Origin of the sequence: Psychrobacter sp. Ps3 (assembly GCF_022129275.1) — a bacterium.
Lineage (GTDB): Bacteria > Pseudomonadota > Gammaproteobacteria > Pseudomonadales > Moraxellaceae > Psychrobacter > Psychrobacter submarinus.
Genome location: NZ_JADQAL010000024.1, coordinates 28044 through 42293, shown reverse-complemented (window position 1 = coordinate 42293; position 14250 = coordinate 28044). Strand labels below are relative to the sequence as shown.

At 47.1% G+C, this 14250-nt stretch carries 12 protein-coding genes; 4 read left to right on the top strand and 8 right to left on the bottom strand.

Features of this window, described 5'->3' with window-relative positions; all coding sequences use genetic code 11:
* Window positions 1-238: 238 nt before the first annotated feature.
* Window positions 239-730: a ribosomal protein S18-alanine N-acetyltransferase gene (gene rimI / locus I3248_RS08610; RefSeq protein ID WP_238063317.1), complete on the top strand. Its 492-nt coding sequence runs from the start codon at window positions 239-241 to the stop codon at window positions 728-730.
* A 2-nt stretch (window positions 731-732) separates the two neighbouring features.
* On the opposite strand, the gene I3248_RS08605 is transcribed toward rimI, so the two are convergent.
* From I3248_RS08605 to trxB, 3 genes are all read right to left on the bottom strand, one after another.
* Window positions 733-1176, bottom strand: a complete 444-nt coding sequence (locus I3248_RS08605) for a MerR family transcriptional regulator (protein ID WP_201600234.1) — start codon at window positions 1174-1176, stop codon at window positions 733-735.
* A 67-nt stretch (window positions 1177-1243) separates the two neighbouring features.
* Window positions 1244-2050 (bottom strand): leucyl/phenylalanyl-tRNA--protein transferase, encoded by an 807-nt coding sequence (gene aat, locus I3248_RS08600; RefSeq protein WP_238063316.1) that lies wholly within the window; start codon window positions 2048-2050, stop codon window positions 1244-1246.
* Window positions 2051-2091: 41 nt separating this feature from the next.
* On the bottom strand, window positions 2092-3105 hold the full coding sequence (gene trxB / locus I3248_RS08595; protein ID WP_238063315.1) for a thioredoxin-disulfide reductase: 1014 nt from the start codon (window positions 3103-3105) through the stop codon (window positions 2092-2094).
* A gap of 463 nt (window positions 3106-3568) precedes the next feature.
* Here trxB and I3248_RS12175 point away from each other — a divergent pair, with 463 nt between their 5' ends.
* Entirely contained in the window at window positions 3569-7009 is a 3441-nt protein-coding gene (locus I3248_RS12175; RefSeq protein WP_238063314.1) for a DNA translocase FtsK 4TM domain-containing protein, read from the top strand.
* 142 nt (window positions 7010-7151) lie between these two features.
* The gene (locus I3248_RS08585) at window positions 7152-8645 is read left to right on the top strand and encodes an amidase (protein WP_238063313.1); all 1494 of its coding nucleotides are present in this window, start codon (window positions 7152-7154) and stop codon (window positions 8643-8645) included.
* Window positions 8646-8660: 15 nt separating this feature from the next.
* Here the strand turns inward: I3248_RS08585 and I3248_RS08580 are convergent, their stop codons facing one another.
* Together I3248_RS08580 and rlmH are read right to left on the bottom strand one after the other, a co-directional pair.
* Window positions 8661-9551: a class III extradiol ring-cleavage dioxygenase gene (locus tag I3248_RS08580; RefSeq protein ID WP_238063312.1), complete on the bottom strand. Its 891-nt coding sequence runs from the start codon at window positions 9549-9551 to the stop codon at window positions 8661-8663.
* Window positions 9552-9616: 65 nt separating this feature from the next.
* Window positions 9617-10105, bottom strand: coding sequence for a 23S rRNA (pseudouridine(1915)-N(3))-methyltransferase RlmH (gene rlmH / locus I3248_RS08575; protein ID WP_025646669.1), 489 nt, complete (start codon window positions 10103-10105; stop codon window positions 9617-9619).
* Between the two features lie 199 nt (window positions 10106-10304).
* Here rlmH and I3248_RS08570 point away from each other — a divergent pair, with 199 nt between their 5' ends.
* A complete protein-coding gene (locus I3248_RS08570) occupies window positions 10305-10751 on the top strand; it encodes a DUF2147 domain-containing protein (RefSeq protein ID WP_238063311.1) in 447 nt (148 codons plus the stop codon).
* Window positions 10752-10876: 125 nt separating this feature from the next.
* Here the strand turns inward: I3248_RS08570 and I3248_RS08565 are convergent, their stop codons facing one another.
* The 3 genes from I3248_RS08565 to I3248_RS08555 form a co-directional block, all read right to left on the bottom strand.
* The gene (locus I3248_RS08565) at window positions 10877-11422 is read right to left on the bottom strand and encodes a YetF domain-containing protein (protein WP_238063310.1); all 546 of its coding nucleotides are present in this window, start codon (window positions 11420-11422) and stop codon (window positions 10877-10879) included.
* 263 nt (window positions 11423-11685) lie between these two features.
* Window positions 11686-12150 (bottom strand): ABZJ_00895 family protein, encoded by a 465-nt coding sequence (locus I3248_RS08560; RefSeq protein ID WP_238063309.1) that lies wholly within the window; start codon window positions 12148-12150, stop codon window positions 11686-11688.
* A 47-nt stretch (window positions 12151-12197) separates the two neighbouring features.
* A complete protein-coding gene (locus I3248_RS08555; RefSeq protein WP_238063308.1) occupies window positions 12198-14246 on the bottom strand; it encodes a D-alanyl-D-alanine carboxypeptidase in 2049 nt (682 codons plus the stop codon).
* Window positions 14247-14250 lie beyond the last annotated feature (4 nt).

Genomic DNA, 14250 nt, shown 5'->3' with positions numbered 1-14250 from the left:
GTGAAGGTGGCCGTACTGTAGGTGCTGGTGTGGTTGCAAGCGTAAGCAACTAATAGCCAATGCTTTAGTAATCAGTTTTAAGATTACTAAAACATGAAAGCCGCTCTCTTTTTTGAGGGCGGCTTTTTTTGTGGGTGGCTATATTTTTTATAGGTGGTAATAAGAGTTAAGATAGTCTTTACACGGCTATACTAATAGTTGTATTTATTAATAATGATTAAAGGTAGGAGAGGGAGTGGTGCTAACCATAGAGTTACTCAATAAACACTTATTTAAAGCGCAAAGCATTATCCAAGCTGTTGCCGATATCGAAGCTCTTATACAACCGCAAGATGCTTGGAGTTATCAGACTCTAGTAGACTTGCTTGAGCAAGATAGCATTGATTTATTAGTCGTTTATCAAAGCGATGCAGTCGTTGGCTACTGTCTTTATCGAATGATGTTCGAGCAGGCAGAAATCTTGCGTATAGGCACGCACCCTAATTATCAGCGCCAAGGTATCGCTTCAAAACTATTCGCTAAGTTAAATCAGCAGCTACAAGCGTTAAATGTTGAGAGTTTATTATTAGAAGTGCGGGCAGATAATTTGCCAGCGATAGCTCTGTATGAGCAGCAAGGCTTTGAGACGATCCATCAGCGCAAAGGTTATTATAAAACGGCATACAAGCCTGCTATCGATGCGTTGATTATGCAGCTTAATTATAAAAATAAAGCAGATAGGAGTGGATAAGGTTATCGATGATAAGGCAGCTTAGAGCTGTTATTTTTGCAGTCTTCTATAGAAGGTACATAACTCTCATCTTCTTGCATACGCGTCAGCAGAGTAATACGCTGAGTTAGCATCTCCACCATCAGATTGATATTGGCTTGTTGTTTTTTGACTTGTGCTAGTTTTTGCTGAGTGACTAGCAGTTGCTCATCAAGGTTTAGATTACCATCGTAATAGTCATCCAAGCTATTTTTTATCTCCGTTAGCGTAAAGCCGATAGCCTGCGCGCTTTTGATCAGCTCAATACGTTCAATACATTCAGGATGAAACTCAGTATAAAGCCGCGAACCTGCTTGCCGCTTACGAGACCTCAGCAGACCTAGCTCGTCATAATGACGCACGGTATCTTTGGTGGTATTGGCTCTTTTGGCCAAAGCTCCTATGAGTAAAAACGCAGTATCTGGCATCGCAGTCTCTTTGTGTTTGTCAATCTTATCGATTAAATGTCGTCCATTTTGAGCCATTAGTAGCAGTTTAGAGTGGCCAAAATTTTGAATGCCCATTAGAGCTATCAAGCTGAGCCACAGGCAGTGGCTGATGGGGCTGAATGGGCCAGCTAATAGCGCCTTTGTGTAATAAACGCTCCAGCTGCGCTAAAAACTGATGGCGGTCAAGAGTAGTCGCGCCTAAGCTTAGTAGATGGTCATTAGGCAGCTGACAATCGACTAACGCTACGCCGCTATCAATACAGAGCTGCATCAAACCCCAAAACGCTAATTTTGAGGCGTTAGAGGCGCGATGAAACATCGACTCACCAAAGTAGATGTGGCCAATCTTTAGTCCATAGAGCCCGCCTATCAGCTGTCCATTCTCATCCCACACCTCGACGCTATGAGCGAAACCATAGCGATGGAGCTCGGTATAAGCCTCGATCATCTCCTGATGAATCCAAGTGTGCTCACCCTCAGGCAGTCCATTACTACGTGGCAAACTACAAGCATGAATGACTTCATCGAACGCTTGATTGACCGTCAACTGCCAACGCGAGCGCCGAGCTTGCTTACGTAGCGATTTGCTGGGCTGATAGTCGCTTGGCACAATGACACAGCGCGGCTCCGGGCACCACCAAGCAATAGGCTCATCTTCATTAAACCAAGGAAAAAGCCCTTGCGCATACGCCGATATCAGCGTCTCAGGCGCCAGATCACCGCCTAGCGCTACTACGCCATAGCCATCAGGATCGACCGCGTTAGGATGGGGAAAGTCATAACGCCCAAGACTTTTAACGGTTTTATAAAAAGTCTCAGGCGTCATGTTGTGCATATTAAGCTTATTGAGCATATAGGTTCTTATGTCACTCAGTCTTTTGGCGATTGCTTTAACTAATCTATCGTCAAAGTCGAGGCGTAAGTGTGATCAGCAGCAACTGTTTCGCCAATAGCATCTAAGTACTTTTCAGCATCGAGAGCAGCCATACAGCCAGTTCCTGCTGAGGTAATGGCTTGACGATAAACATGATCAGCAACGTCGCCTGCGGCATATACGCCTTCAATACTAGTTTGGGTAGCGTTACCATTGATACCGCTATTGACGATAATATAACCATCATTCATCTCAAGCTGGCCTTTGAACATGTCAGTGTTGGGCTTATGACCAATAGCGATGAATATACCATGGATATCTAGCTGTTTGGTTGTGCCATCTTCGGTGGACTCGATAACGACGCCATTGACGCCCATATCATCACCAACGACTTCGCGAACGGTATGATTCCACTCGATTTTGACATTGCCATTTTTGGCTTTTTCAAACAGCTTGTCTTGCAAGATCTTCTCAGAGCGTAGGCTATCGCGGCGATGCACTAAAGTCACTTCTGAGGCAATATTGGATAGATATAGCGCTTCTTCAACCGCCGTATTACCACCGCCAATGACCGCGACTTTTTGATCTTTATAAAAGAAACCATCACAAGTGGCACAAGCAGATACGCCCAAGCCTTTGAACTTCTCTTCTGACTCTAAGCCGAGATACTGCGCTGAGGCACCAGTTGAGATAATGAGCGCATCGCAAGTGTAGCTGCCATTATTACCAATCAAAGTAAAAGGGCGCTCCGTTAGTTGTACTTCATTAATATGATCATAGACCAGCTCGGTACCGAAACGTTCGGCATGCGCTTTCATGCGATCCATCAGCGCCGGACCTGTTAAATCGTGAGCATCACCTGGCCAGTTGTCGACTTCAGTGGTGGTCGTCAGCTGTCCACCGACTTCGAGACCGGTAATCATGACCGGCTTGAGGTTAGCACGCGCAGCATAGACAGCAGCGGCATAACCTGCGGGGCCTGAGCCTAAGATAATGAGTTTTTCGTGACGCGGCGCTGTAGTGTCAGTTGCCATAACATATTCCTTACTAATGGTTTAATGATCTAGTTATAGATATAAAGCGTTATAAGTTATTAAAATGAAAAATAAAAAATTGCGACTAAAGTAGTTTGTTAAAGTGCGATGTGATAATAACATAAGGGCAGTGGGCAAAAAGTGCAAGTTTGCTAAAACAAACATCGCTATGATTAGAACTAAACGACACCTCAAAATTAAAGCCCGCTTTCTTAATACACAGTCACCACTTTGGCTAGGTATTTGTTATCATAAGCAGTGATAGCAAAAGCAGTAAAAGCCGCAGTAAAAGCTATAGAAACAGCGACTTGTAAATATAAAGTCATATGGATTGAGCTTTACTGACAGTGAGCTGGAAAGTTAAAAATTTAGAAATTAAGCATAAAAACACCTAAGCACGATTGTCAGCAATCGTGTGTTACCATTTATTTAGTATCAATATATTGATAAAGGCAGATCCTACGTGATATCAGCAGCAGTTATAGACTATTTAAAAAAAGGGATATTTACCATTCTTGGGCTAATGCTAGCAGTCTATCTGTTCATTATCTTGGTGACGTATACCGGGAATGATCCTAGCTGGTCACATATCAGTAGCGATATGACAACCATCAATAATATGGGCGGCGCGACAGGTGCGTGGTTGTCTGACTTGCTTTATAGCTTTTTTGGCTATAGCGCGTGGTGGCTGCTGGTATTTATGGTTTATGAGTCTATCCTGATTTGGTGGAATAACAAACCTACCTTTTGGATATTACGTTTGGTGGCTTATGTCTTTTTGCTGCTGAGCGCTAGCGCTTTATTCGCGCAATTAATAGCATTAATCCAGCAAGTGGCAGACCCGGTGACATCAGGTCTCAAGGGCGTCGCTGGTGGTATCATCGGGCTTGAGCTACAGGCACGCTTAGCGCTGTTATTAACGAAATGGGGTAGCCTGTTATTTTTGAGTGTTTTTGTAGTAGTGACGGCCACTTTTGCTTTTAACATTCATTGGTTATCGTTATATCGTAAATTGACTGATCTGCATTGGCTCGGTTCTGGCATAGGCAGTACAGCTAGTACAGTCTCTGATACTGACCAAGCTTTGGATAGCGGTGCCTTGACCCGCGATGATGGCATTGATGTGATCGATCAAAGCAGCGCTGCCCCTACGCCAGCTGCAGACTATGAACAGCTACCACTTGAGCTGCAACAAGAGTCTAGCACCGCTGCCCAAGATAGCGGCCGCTTTAGCCATGTGTTGACTGACTTTTTAGCTAAGTCAGGATTGGGCGCTAGCGTCAAAGAGGCGATAGCAAATGCTGAAGCGGCGGCGACTAATAAAGCTGCGAGCGATCATCTACAGCCCGCTACTGCTACCGCAAATACGCAGAACGCTCAGGAGCTGGCTCATCCGCGCCAACAAAACACTAGCGCCGCTACTGCGCCGCTACGCAAAGTTGAGCCAAGCTTTGCTTGGAATGATGACGAAACGGTAGCTGACTTGCTCGCGCGTGATGCCGCTATCGAGCAAGCAGAGCAGGGCGGTCCAATCGAGCACATGACTCATTTAGAATCTAAGCAAACAACGCTTGATGAGCCAAAAGAGATAACTGAGACTGCTGCTAGCGATGCTAGTGATGCAGAAATGCATCGAGCAAACGCTACCATCAATAATGAAGGTCATGATGAATCAGCCAATACTGATACTCCTAATGAGGTATTAGACAGCAAAGCAGTACCAGCAGTGTCAGCTCAGGTTGATGATCTAGCTGATGCTTGGTTGGCTGAGCATAGCACTGTCGAAGCGAGTATCGCTAAACCTAGCACCACTGAACCTAGCACCGCTGAACAAACCGTAAGCGCTCCTCAAGCTTCAACTACTCAGCAGGCTGATGCTGAGTTAGAGCCCATGCAAACCACTGGTACTGAAACCACTGACACTGAAATAACTAGCGCCGAAATAAATAACATAGAAAAAAGTAACAGTGAGACAGCAGCTAGCGAAAATAATGCGATTGAATCAGCTGTGGCTGCGAATCCTATAACAAAACCTTCCGCCGCTGCAGTGGCTACAGAGCGTGCAGCTACGCAAACGACATCAATAGCTAGCCCTGCTGGTGAGCCAGCGCCGACAGCCAGTGCCTCCTCGCTTACAGATATGACCCCAACCAATACGCCGCCGTCCAATCCAAAAGAAGCGCCTAAAGCGCAGGAAACGACTGAGGAATTACCGGTAGAGTCAGCACCAGTGACAAAACCTGCGGTAAGCTTTGCGGTACCTGATGGCGATTCGAGCAATCTCATTACTGATATGATGCCGGAAGACAATAGTCCGGCAAGTAATGAGGACTTGGATGAGCCAGTCATGCCGGATATTCATGATGATGACGCTTTCACTAAGCGCTCAAGATCGATGCAAACCGCTCAGTACCGCAGTAGTCTCAGTAAAATCCCAGAGCTGTCCATTCTCGATGAGCCTGATCCTGATCGCAAGCCGAGCTATACCGAAGCCGAGCTTGAGCAATTATCAGAGCTACTAGAGATCAAGCTGCAAGAGTTCAATGTCAAAGCCGAAGTTGTCCAAGCAATTCCAGGACCAGTCGTCACCCGTTTCGAAGTTGATCTTGCTGCCGGTATCAAAGCCAGTAAAGTCACCGGTATTGCGCGCGATTTGGCTCGTTCGTTATCTATGGCATCATTACGCGTGGTCGAGGTCATCCCGGGTAAGCCTTATATCGGTATCGAGGTACCTAATAAGCAGCGCGAGATGGTACGTTTGATTGAGCTATTAAATACCGATAAGTATAAAGACCCTAGCGCGCAAATCAGCATGGCGATGGGTAAAGACATCGGCGGCAAGCCTATCATTACTGATCTGGCGCGCGCGCCGCATATGTTAGTCGCCGGTACCACAGGCTCTGGTAAGTCGGTACTGGTGAACTCTATGCTGCTCTCGATGCTACTGAAATACACGCCTAATGAGCTCAGACTGATCCTCATTGATCCCAAGCAGCTTGAGTTGGCCAATTACAATGAGATTCCTCATTTGCTGACGCCTGTGGTGACCGATATGACAGAGGCGGCCAGTAGCTTGTCTTGGTGTGTGGCAGAGATGGAGCGCCGCTATCAGCTGATGAGCCTGCTAAAGGTGCGTAAACTTAATGAGTTTAATAAGAAAGTCCTCGCCGCTGAAAAAGCAGGTAAGCCAATGCTCGATCCCTTATGGCGGCCCAATGACAATGTCAGTATCGATCAAGCGCCTAAGCTTAAAACATTACCGATGATCGTCATCGTCGCCGATGAGTTTGCTGATATGATTATGCAAGTCGGCAAACAAGCCGAAGAGCTGATCACCCGCTTAGCGCAAAAATCACGGGCTTCTGGTATTCACTTGATGCTAGCGACTCAGCGTCCTTCAGTTGATGTGATTACCGGTCTGATCAAAGCCAATATTCCCGTACGCGCGGCTCTACGCGTCAACTCAAAAGTCGATTCGCGTACGATACTAGATAGTGGCGGCGCTGAAGACATGCTCGGTAATGGCGATATGCTGTTCTTAGGGCCAGGTCAAATTGAGCCAGACCGCGTGCATGGCGCTTATGTTAGTGATGAGGAAGTCAACCGTGTCTGTGATGCCTGGCGTGAGCGCGGCGCTCCAGATTATATCGATAATATGGCGGGTAACTTTGAGTTATCAAGCTCTGGCGGTGGTAGCTCTGGTGGCAGCGCGTCGGGCGAAGATGACGATCTTTATGATGAAGCAGTGGCCTTTATTATGGAGACGCGCAAAGTCTCCGCCTCGTCCATTCAGCGCAAATTTAGTATCGGTTATAACCGCGCGGCGCGTATCGTAGACTCAATGGAGGAGGCCGGTCTGGTCAGCTCTATGGGTAAAAGCGGTAAGCGTGAGCTGCTGATGTAGCTGCAATTAGATTGGGTTTATCTAGCAAAAAACGAGTCACGAGAGTGGCTCGTTTTTTTGTTGTACATTGTGTTCTCGCCTAATTCTGGGCTATAGTGTTTGCTGATATGTTTTACAACCAAGAGCTATGCAAGGATGCTTTATGTTTAAAGAATACACCCAATATGACGCGCTAGGCTTAGCAGATCTCGTCAGCAAAGGCGAAGTCAGCGCCAAAGAATTGCTTGATAGTGCCGTTGCACGCGCCAACAAGCTCAACCCCAAACTCAATGCCATAATTCACCGTTTCGATGAGCGCGCTTACGATCAGGCGCAAGCAGGGCTACCGTCTGGTGCGTTTACAGGCGTGCCTTATTTACTCAAAGACTTATCATACAGCTTCGAGGGCGAGCCTTTGACCATGGGTAGCCGTAGCGTTAATATTCAGTCAGATTATGATAGTGAAATTGTCAAACGTATGAAGGCCACAGGAGTCAATACCTTTGGCAAGACCAATACGCCTGAGTTTGGACTGATTATTACCACTGAGCCCAAAGCGCATGGTGCCACTCATAATCCGTTTAAAAAAGGCTATAGCTCGGGCGGCTCATCGGGTGGTAGCGCGGCAGCCGTAGCAAGTGGTATCGTACCCATGGCAGGCGCGGGTGACGGCGGCGGCTCTATTCGTTTCCCAGCGGCTTGGTGCGGCGCGTTTGGTCTCAAACCTAGCCGCGGTCGTAACCCAATGGGTCCTAAAGTAGGAGAAGGTTGGGAAGGCGCGGTTGCTGATCACGTGATTACCCGCAGTGTGCGTGATAGTGCTGCGATGCTTGATGCCACGAGCGGGGCCGAGGTTGGTGCGCCGTTCGTGATTGCACCGCCCGAAGGTAGCTTTTTAGAGGCGGCGATGCGCGCACCTAAGCCGCTGACCATTGCGCTGCATCAGCAGCCGCTGATTGCTGGCACAGTAGTGGATAAAGAGGTGCTAGCGGTACTCGAGCAAACGGCTAAGCAGTTAGAGGCCATGGGGCATCGCGTGGTACCTGCCGAGCCGAATATCAACATAGAGCAGTTTTGGCATGATTTTATGGTGGTCGTCTGTACTCATACCGCCTTTACTATCGATGATATTGAGCGCCACTATGGTGCTCATCACGTCAAAAAGCTAGAACCTCAAACTCAAAACATGGCGCTACTAGGACGCTCGCTATCCGCAGTTGATTTAGCGCACGCTAAGCAAGGCTGGCACAATAGCCAATATCAGACCGGATTGTTATTAGAAACTTATGACATGATTTTGTGTCCGACCGTACCGACGCCAGCGGTCAAACACGGTGTACTGCCACCAAGCGTGATGGATGAGATGCTGATGCGCAGCGCTGAGCTGCTTAATAAAGGCATCGATATGGGTAAGTATGCCTTTAGCTCTGGCATGATAGAGAAGCTTAGCCATCCGGTACTCAGTAAAATGGCCTTTACCTTATTAGGTAATGTCACAGGCTTGCCTGCAGTTTCTGTACCCGTCGGCATGAGCAAAAAAGGCTTGCCTATTGGCATGCAGCTGATCGGGCGTATGAATGATGAGACGACACTATTTAGTGTGGCAGGAGAGATGGAACGCACTGGCATGTTTACTAAACCAGCGTTTGCAAAATAGGTAGATAAGAAGACGCTAATCGAAGCGGTAAATATCCATTCCTAAGCTATGATGCGCCATGCTTTGATGCACGACACTGACGCGTTGACCCGCACCTAAAGCAAAAAACAGCGGCAATAGGTGCTCATCGCTTGGATGGATATCTTTGTAATTGGGATATCGCTGCCAATTTAAGGCGGTAGGGATATCAGTTTTGAGCTGCTGCAATAACCAGAGCTTAAAATCCTTTGCCGTCTTATCAATGCTATCAGCTTCCCAGCGCATTGCTTGTAGATTATGAGTAATGTTGCCCGAGCCGATGATTAGAATTTGCTGCTCGCGCAGACGAGCAAGCTGCGCGCCCAATTGATAGCATGCTATGCTGTCATAATGCTGTGGTAGCGATATTTGTACCACAGGTACATCGGCATTAGGATAGAGATGACGAAGCGGTGACCAAACGCCATGATCGCTGACTCGTAGCGGATTCGCTGCAGTATTGATACCGCGCGTGCTGAGCTGCTGCGCTAAAGACTCAGCAAGCGCGGCATGTCCTAAAGCTGGGTATTGTAGTTCGTGTAACTGTTGATTAAAACCTGAAAAGTCGTGCCAAGTCTTGGGCTGCGGGTTACTGCTAATCTCAAGCTGAGTAGATACCCAGTGCGCTGACATAATGATAATGGCGCGCGGCTTAGGTAGGTTTTGTCCGATACGTGCAAGCGCACTGGTCGTCGCAGACTGCTCGATAGCTAAGGTCGGCGCGCCATGCGAGATAAATAAAGCAGGCAGTTTGGCCGCGTTAGTCAAGCCTATAGGCGCATCTGACCAAGCCGCCGCACCACTGATAGGCGCAGTGGTATTCAGGCTTTCATGATGCAAGCTGTGATTTATCGGGCTTGTGGCTGTAGCTGACTTTGATTGATTCATGTCAGCTTTATTAGGGCAGATTCGCGTTTTTCAATCCGATTGGCTGTTTTCGCTTAGCTCTGGTACTAGTTGCCGCGGTGATAAGGATGATTGTTATTGATACTCATCGCGCGATACAGCTGCTCCATCAGCACGACGCGCACTAGCGGGTGCGGTAACGTGAGCGCGGATAATGACCAGATCATATCAGCCTTTGCCAGTACAGCAGGTGAGACGCCATCAGCGCCGCCTATCACGAGCGCCACATCCATGCCTTGCGGCATTACATCGGCAAGCTTATCTGCCAACTTCTCAGTTGAGAGCATCTTGCCTTTGACATCGAGCACCCATAACTGCTCATGACCTGAAGCGTTATGCGCCGCCAGTATCGCCTGTCCTTCTTGCTCACGGTACTGAGCTAGATTAGCGGTCGATGGGTTTTTTGCGCGTTTTGCCGCCGCAATCTCCACAATGTCTGTGCTAATCATAGGTTGGATACGTTTGAAGTATTCATCAAACCCGGTCTGTATCCATTTAGGCATCTTATTGCCGACGCTCAGTATTCTTATTTTCATGACAGTTAGCACTCCAATAATTGAGTAAAAATAACAAAAGAAGTCTACGCTTAAGTTAATGTAACAAACAAGCCTTTTACCTGCCTTTTTTTTATGCTTAACTAGCATTCGACAAACAATAGTTTGTTTTGTCACTAACCTGTCACTGGGTTATCTTTTTTATGGAGTTAATCAAAAGTTTTTACGAAAGGAGTCGTTTATGAACCGTACTATATCAAGCACATTCACCTTAACTGCAGCAGCATTGCTGTCTACTTCTGTGTTTGCCGCCTCGCTAGATGGCACTCAGTGGCAAACAGTCGATGACAAAACCGGCGAAAAAAAAGCCATCATTCAGCTAAATGAAAAAGGTGGCAAAGTCTCCGGCAAAATCATCAAGGTACTCGATAAACAAAAAGCAAAGGCAGTCTGTACCAAATGTCCCGGCAGCCTAAAAAACAAACCAGTCGAAGGGCTGCAGATTCTAACCGGTCTAAAAGCAGACGGTAATAATCAGTGGAGCGATGGCAAACTGGTTGATCCGGAGTCTGGCAAAGTCTACTCAGGAAAAATTACGTTGAGTGACAATGGTCAGAGCTTAGATTTGCGCGGCTACGTGGGTACGCCTTTGTTTGGCCGCTCACAGACTTGGCAGCGTATCAAATAGTCGGCGCAAATAGATATAAATAAAAAGGAGGATTAATCATTATTAGCCCTCCTTTTCTATACTGATCTATGCTGACTCTTTGGAATAAGCAACAAAGCTATAACGAAGTTCTCATGATCAGCGCATTACGGCTGTCTTATGAGCGGCTCTAAAGTGTCACTAGGGTCAGTGTTGTCGGTGTCATTAGGGCCATCGTGCTTTCTAGGGATGACGCTGAGCATAGCATCAGACTCTAAGATGATAGCTTCGACATCATTTATATTATGAATACCTTCTTTACGCATCGCACTTTCAAGTTCTTGCCGAGTGAGCCGTTCCTCAAACATCGCCGTTGTCAAAAACTCTCCTTGATAAAACAAAATACGCGGCTCAGAGAGAATAAGACGACCAAAGTAAGGCGAGTAAGAAGCGTACTTGGTCACCGCATACTGTAATAGATATAAGGTCACAATAGAGGCACTACCTTCAATGAAGGGGATTTCCTTGAGCAAGATAGTACTAGCACCCAACGAGCCGATCATCACCGTCACAATCCAGTCAAAGTTATTGAGCTGCGAGGTTGAGCGCTTACCTGAGACTTTGGTGGTGACGACAATTAAGATGTAGACCAGCACAGCCGTCAGCACGATACGTAAAAGCTTTTCTATATTGTCAAAAAACAGCATATCCATAACGATCACCTCTATTTATATTTCTAGCTACTGATTGCAAACCGCTGTTCGTTAAACGCAGTGCATAATTTGCTCAGCCTAACGGATTTTGTGGCGTAGTAATAGCGCAGTAGGATAGAAGTTTTGTATTCACATAGAATTTAGAGACAAACTAATAAAAATCAGCTCATAGCACTGTTTTGACTCACCACATTTTGCGTAGCGGCCAGTCGTTGACAGGCTAGTAGGTTGACGTGTGGAGAGATTGATAGGTTGATCAAAAGCTACTTTGGGCTTAGTAGCCGATTAAACAGCCAAATACCGATGCCAGCGCTGACAAAGGTGAGCAGCACAATCGCGATTAGAGCGAACAACAATGGCAGCGGCTGCTGTAGGCTCATTTCTATAAAGACTTGCCGATTGGCCTCATCAAATAGCCATAGCCAAATAGTAAAAAAGTACAGCGCGTTCAGCAACCAAACAATGCCCGTACCGCCAATAGCTAGTCTGACCATCTCAGCTTTACATAACGCACGGCTGTAATATTTGATAAATTTGTGCACGGCAATAAAAGCGCCGACTAAGATAGAGAGTAACGTCACCAACTGCGGATTGAGCGCAATTTGCGTTTGCAGCAGCATTAATAAAGCGCTGGCGAGAATATAACCCACCATAAAAAACCCTAAATACTGCGCGAGTTTGACTGACTGAGCTTTAGATTTACTTAAGTTTGCAGGTTTGCGCGACATAACTTTGCCTATATAAACATATTACGAGCTGAACGATACAGCTAAGACTATTTTTCGGCAGTCCAATCAAGCATAGCATCGAGTACCGGGCGTGCCAAATAAGGATTTAGCGCGCTGTCGGTATTTATGATTCCGACTACCGCATAGTCTTGTCCGGACTGTCCTTTGACATAACCTGCCATGGCAGTGACATTGCTTAAAGTGCCGGTTTTTATCCAAGCTCGGCCTATAGCCTTTGACTCTGGCAAGCGTTCGCTATGATGCATAATTGTGCCACTAACCCCTGCAACGCCTAATGAGTTGACATAAGCGTCAAAGCTGGGATGGCGATAGGCAAAGCTCAGTAGCTCATTAAGATTGGCGGCGGTCAGCGTGCAATCGCGACATAGTCCTGAACCATTGGTCAGATACGGCGGGGTAGTGGTCAGATTGGTTTGCCACCAGTCATCGATGCGCGCTAATGCCTGCGGGTAATCAGTCGTTGTTGCTTGCCCAAATTGATACAGGCTAGTAGCGTTTGGTTTAGTATTATTAACGTCAGTTATAGTCTGACCCTTAACAGCGCTGCTATTCGCGGCGCTGTTATTTGTATCAATAATATCTGGGCGCTTAGCATCATAATAACTGCCAATGGAGAGCGCTACTTGCTCAGTCATTACATTATTGGAGAAGTGATTGATATCGTATATTTGCCGCGTCAAATTATAAGAGGGATAACTGACTAGCGGTAAAGGCGATAACGGGAGAGAAGATAAACCACTAGTTGAGTGGTACGCCGCGTAAGGCTTTTCTTGACTGAGTACCTCTCCGCTAAGCGTATTACCAAGCGCCTGCCATTTACTAGCGATGACACGAGCGGCAAAGTCTTTGGCATCTGGGTGGTTTACATAGAAGACATGCTCACCGCAGCTCTCTGGCAGCTTGGCATTAAGGGCGAGTTTATCTTGTTGCCAGCGCGGCGCTAAGCTATTACGAGCCTGCGAGCAGCGGGCACTGCGAGTGCCTATGTGACTTGGTAACTGGTAATTGGCCAACTGCGGGGTATAAGTGAGCTTTGCTTGTCCATTTGCCATAGGATACGTTCTAATAGCAAGGCTATTAAAGTTCACTAAAAAACCATCTGGACTGGCATTATAAGGGCGCAGAGGGGCGTTATCGAAAGCGGCTGGATCTTTACTGACGTTATTAAATATTGAGCTGTCGACAATGATATCGCCATCGATGTGGCGAATGCCGGTTTTTTGTACTTGATAAAGGAGCTGCTCTAAGCGCGCGTGGGTCATTTTGGGGTCGCCGCTGCCCTGAATGATCAAGTCGCCTTGCAGTCTATCGCCAAGGATGAGGCCGGTATGATAGACCCGAGTAAACCAAACAAAATCTGCGCCTAGTGTGTCGAGTGCCACAAAGCTAGGTATCAGCTTCATAGTGCTGGCAGGGGTGCGCGGGGTATCGATATTATGGCTAATCAGAGGTGTAAGTTGGCGTTTGCCAGTATCTTTGCTCTCGCTATGGCGGACGCTGCGGCTTTCATCGGTGTTCAGTACCGGCGGGTTCTCTAAGCTTTGATAAGTGTAAGGGTCGTCGGTATAAGCTTGCAGCTGACGATTCTGTTGCTCGATGGCTTGCTTGTCGACAGCAATGGTTACATTCGCGGCTTTGCTACTATTAGCTTTGCTACTATTAACAGAAACATTATCATCGGCAGGATCGTTCACAGGAGCATCACTGGCGCTTGCTGCCACTTTGTCTACGGATACCGTCGTCGAATCCGCGCTATTACGCTCAGCACTGCCCTCAGAATCATGGTTAGAGTTATCATTAGTATCGCTATCGATGACTTCTATAATCGCGGGTAAACGACTCTTGGTTGTATCGCCGAGTGGAGTAATGAGGATACTTATCGTATCAGGGCTGAGCTCGGCTTTGTTTAACGCCGCCTCGATAGAAGCGGGTAGCGCGGCTTGTGAGGTGAGCGGCATTACGCTCAGCATAAGGCCCGTCAATAGCTTTGAGCGCTGGACATGCCGATGGCGACTAGCAGAGTCAGTAGCACAAGAGATAGTAAGCAGATTTGAGAATCTAGAGAGTATTGTCATGAGG

Coding starts and splice junctions, on each gene's coding strand:
- I3248_RS08605 (WP_201600234.1), bottom strand. CDS start 1,176: ATGCCAGATACTGCGTTTTTACTCATAGGAGCTTTGGCCAAAAGAGCC.
- aat (WP_238063316.1), bottom strand. CDS start 2,050: ATGCTCAATAAGCTTAATATGCACAACATGACGCCTGAGACTTTTTAT.
- trxB (WP_238063315.1), bottom strand. CDS start 3,105: ATGGCAACTGACACTACAGCGCCGCGTCACGAAAAACTCATTATCTTA.
- I3248_RS08585 (WP_238063313.1), top strand. CDS start 7,152: ATGTTTAAAGAATACACCCAATATGACGCGCTAGGCTTAGCAGATCTC.
- I3248_RS08580 (WP_238063312.1), bottom strand. CDS start 9,551: ATGAATCAATCAAAGTCAGCTACAGCCACAAGCCCGATAAATCACAGC.
- rlmH (WP_025646669.1), bottom strand. CDS start 10,105: ATGAAAATAAGAATACTGAGCGTCGGCAATAAGATGCCTAAATGGATA.
- I3248_RS08570 (WP_238063311.1), top strand. CDS start 10,305: ATGAACCGTACTATATCAAGCACATTCACCTTAACTGCAGCAGCATTG.
- I3248_RS08565 (WP_238063310.1), bottom strand. CDS start 11,422: ATGGATATGCTGTTTTTTGACAATATAGAAAAGCTTTTACGTATCGTG.
- I3248_RS08560 (WP_238063309.1), bottom strand. CDS start 12,150: ATGTCGCGCAAACCTGCAAACTTAAGTAAATCTAAAGCTCAGTCAGTC.
- I3248_RS08555 (WP_238063308.1), bottom strand. CDS start 14,246: ATGACAATACTCTCTAGATTCTCAAATCTGCTTACTATCTCTTGTGCT.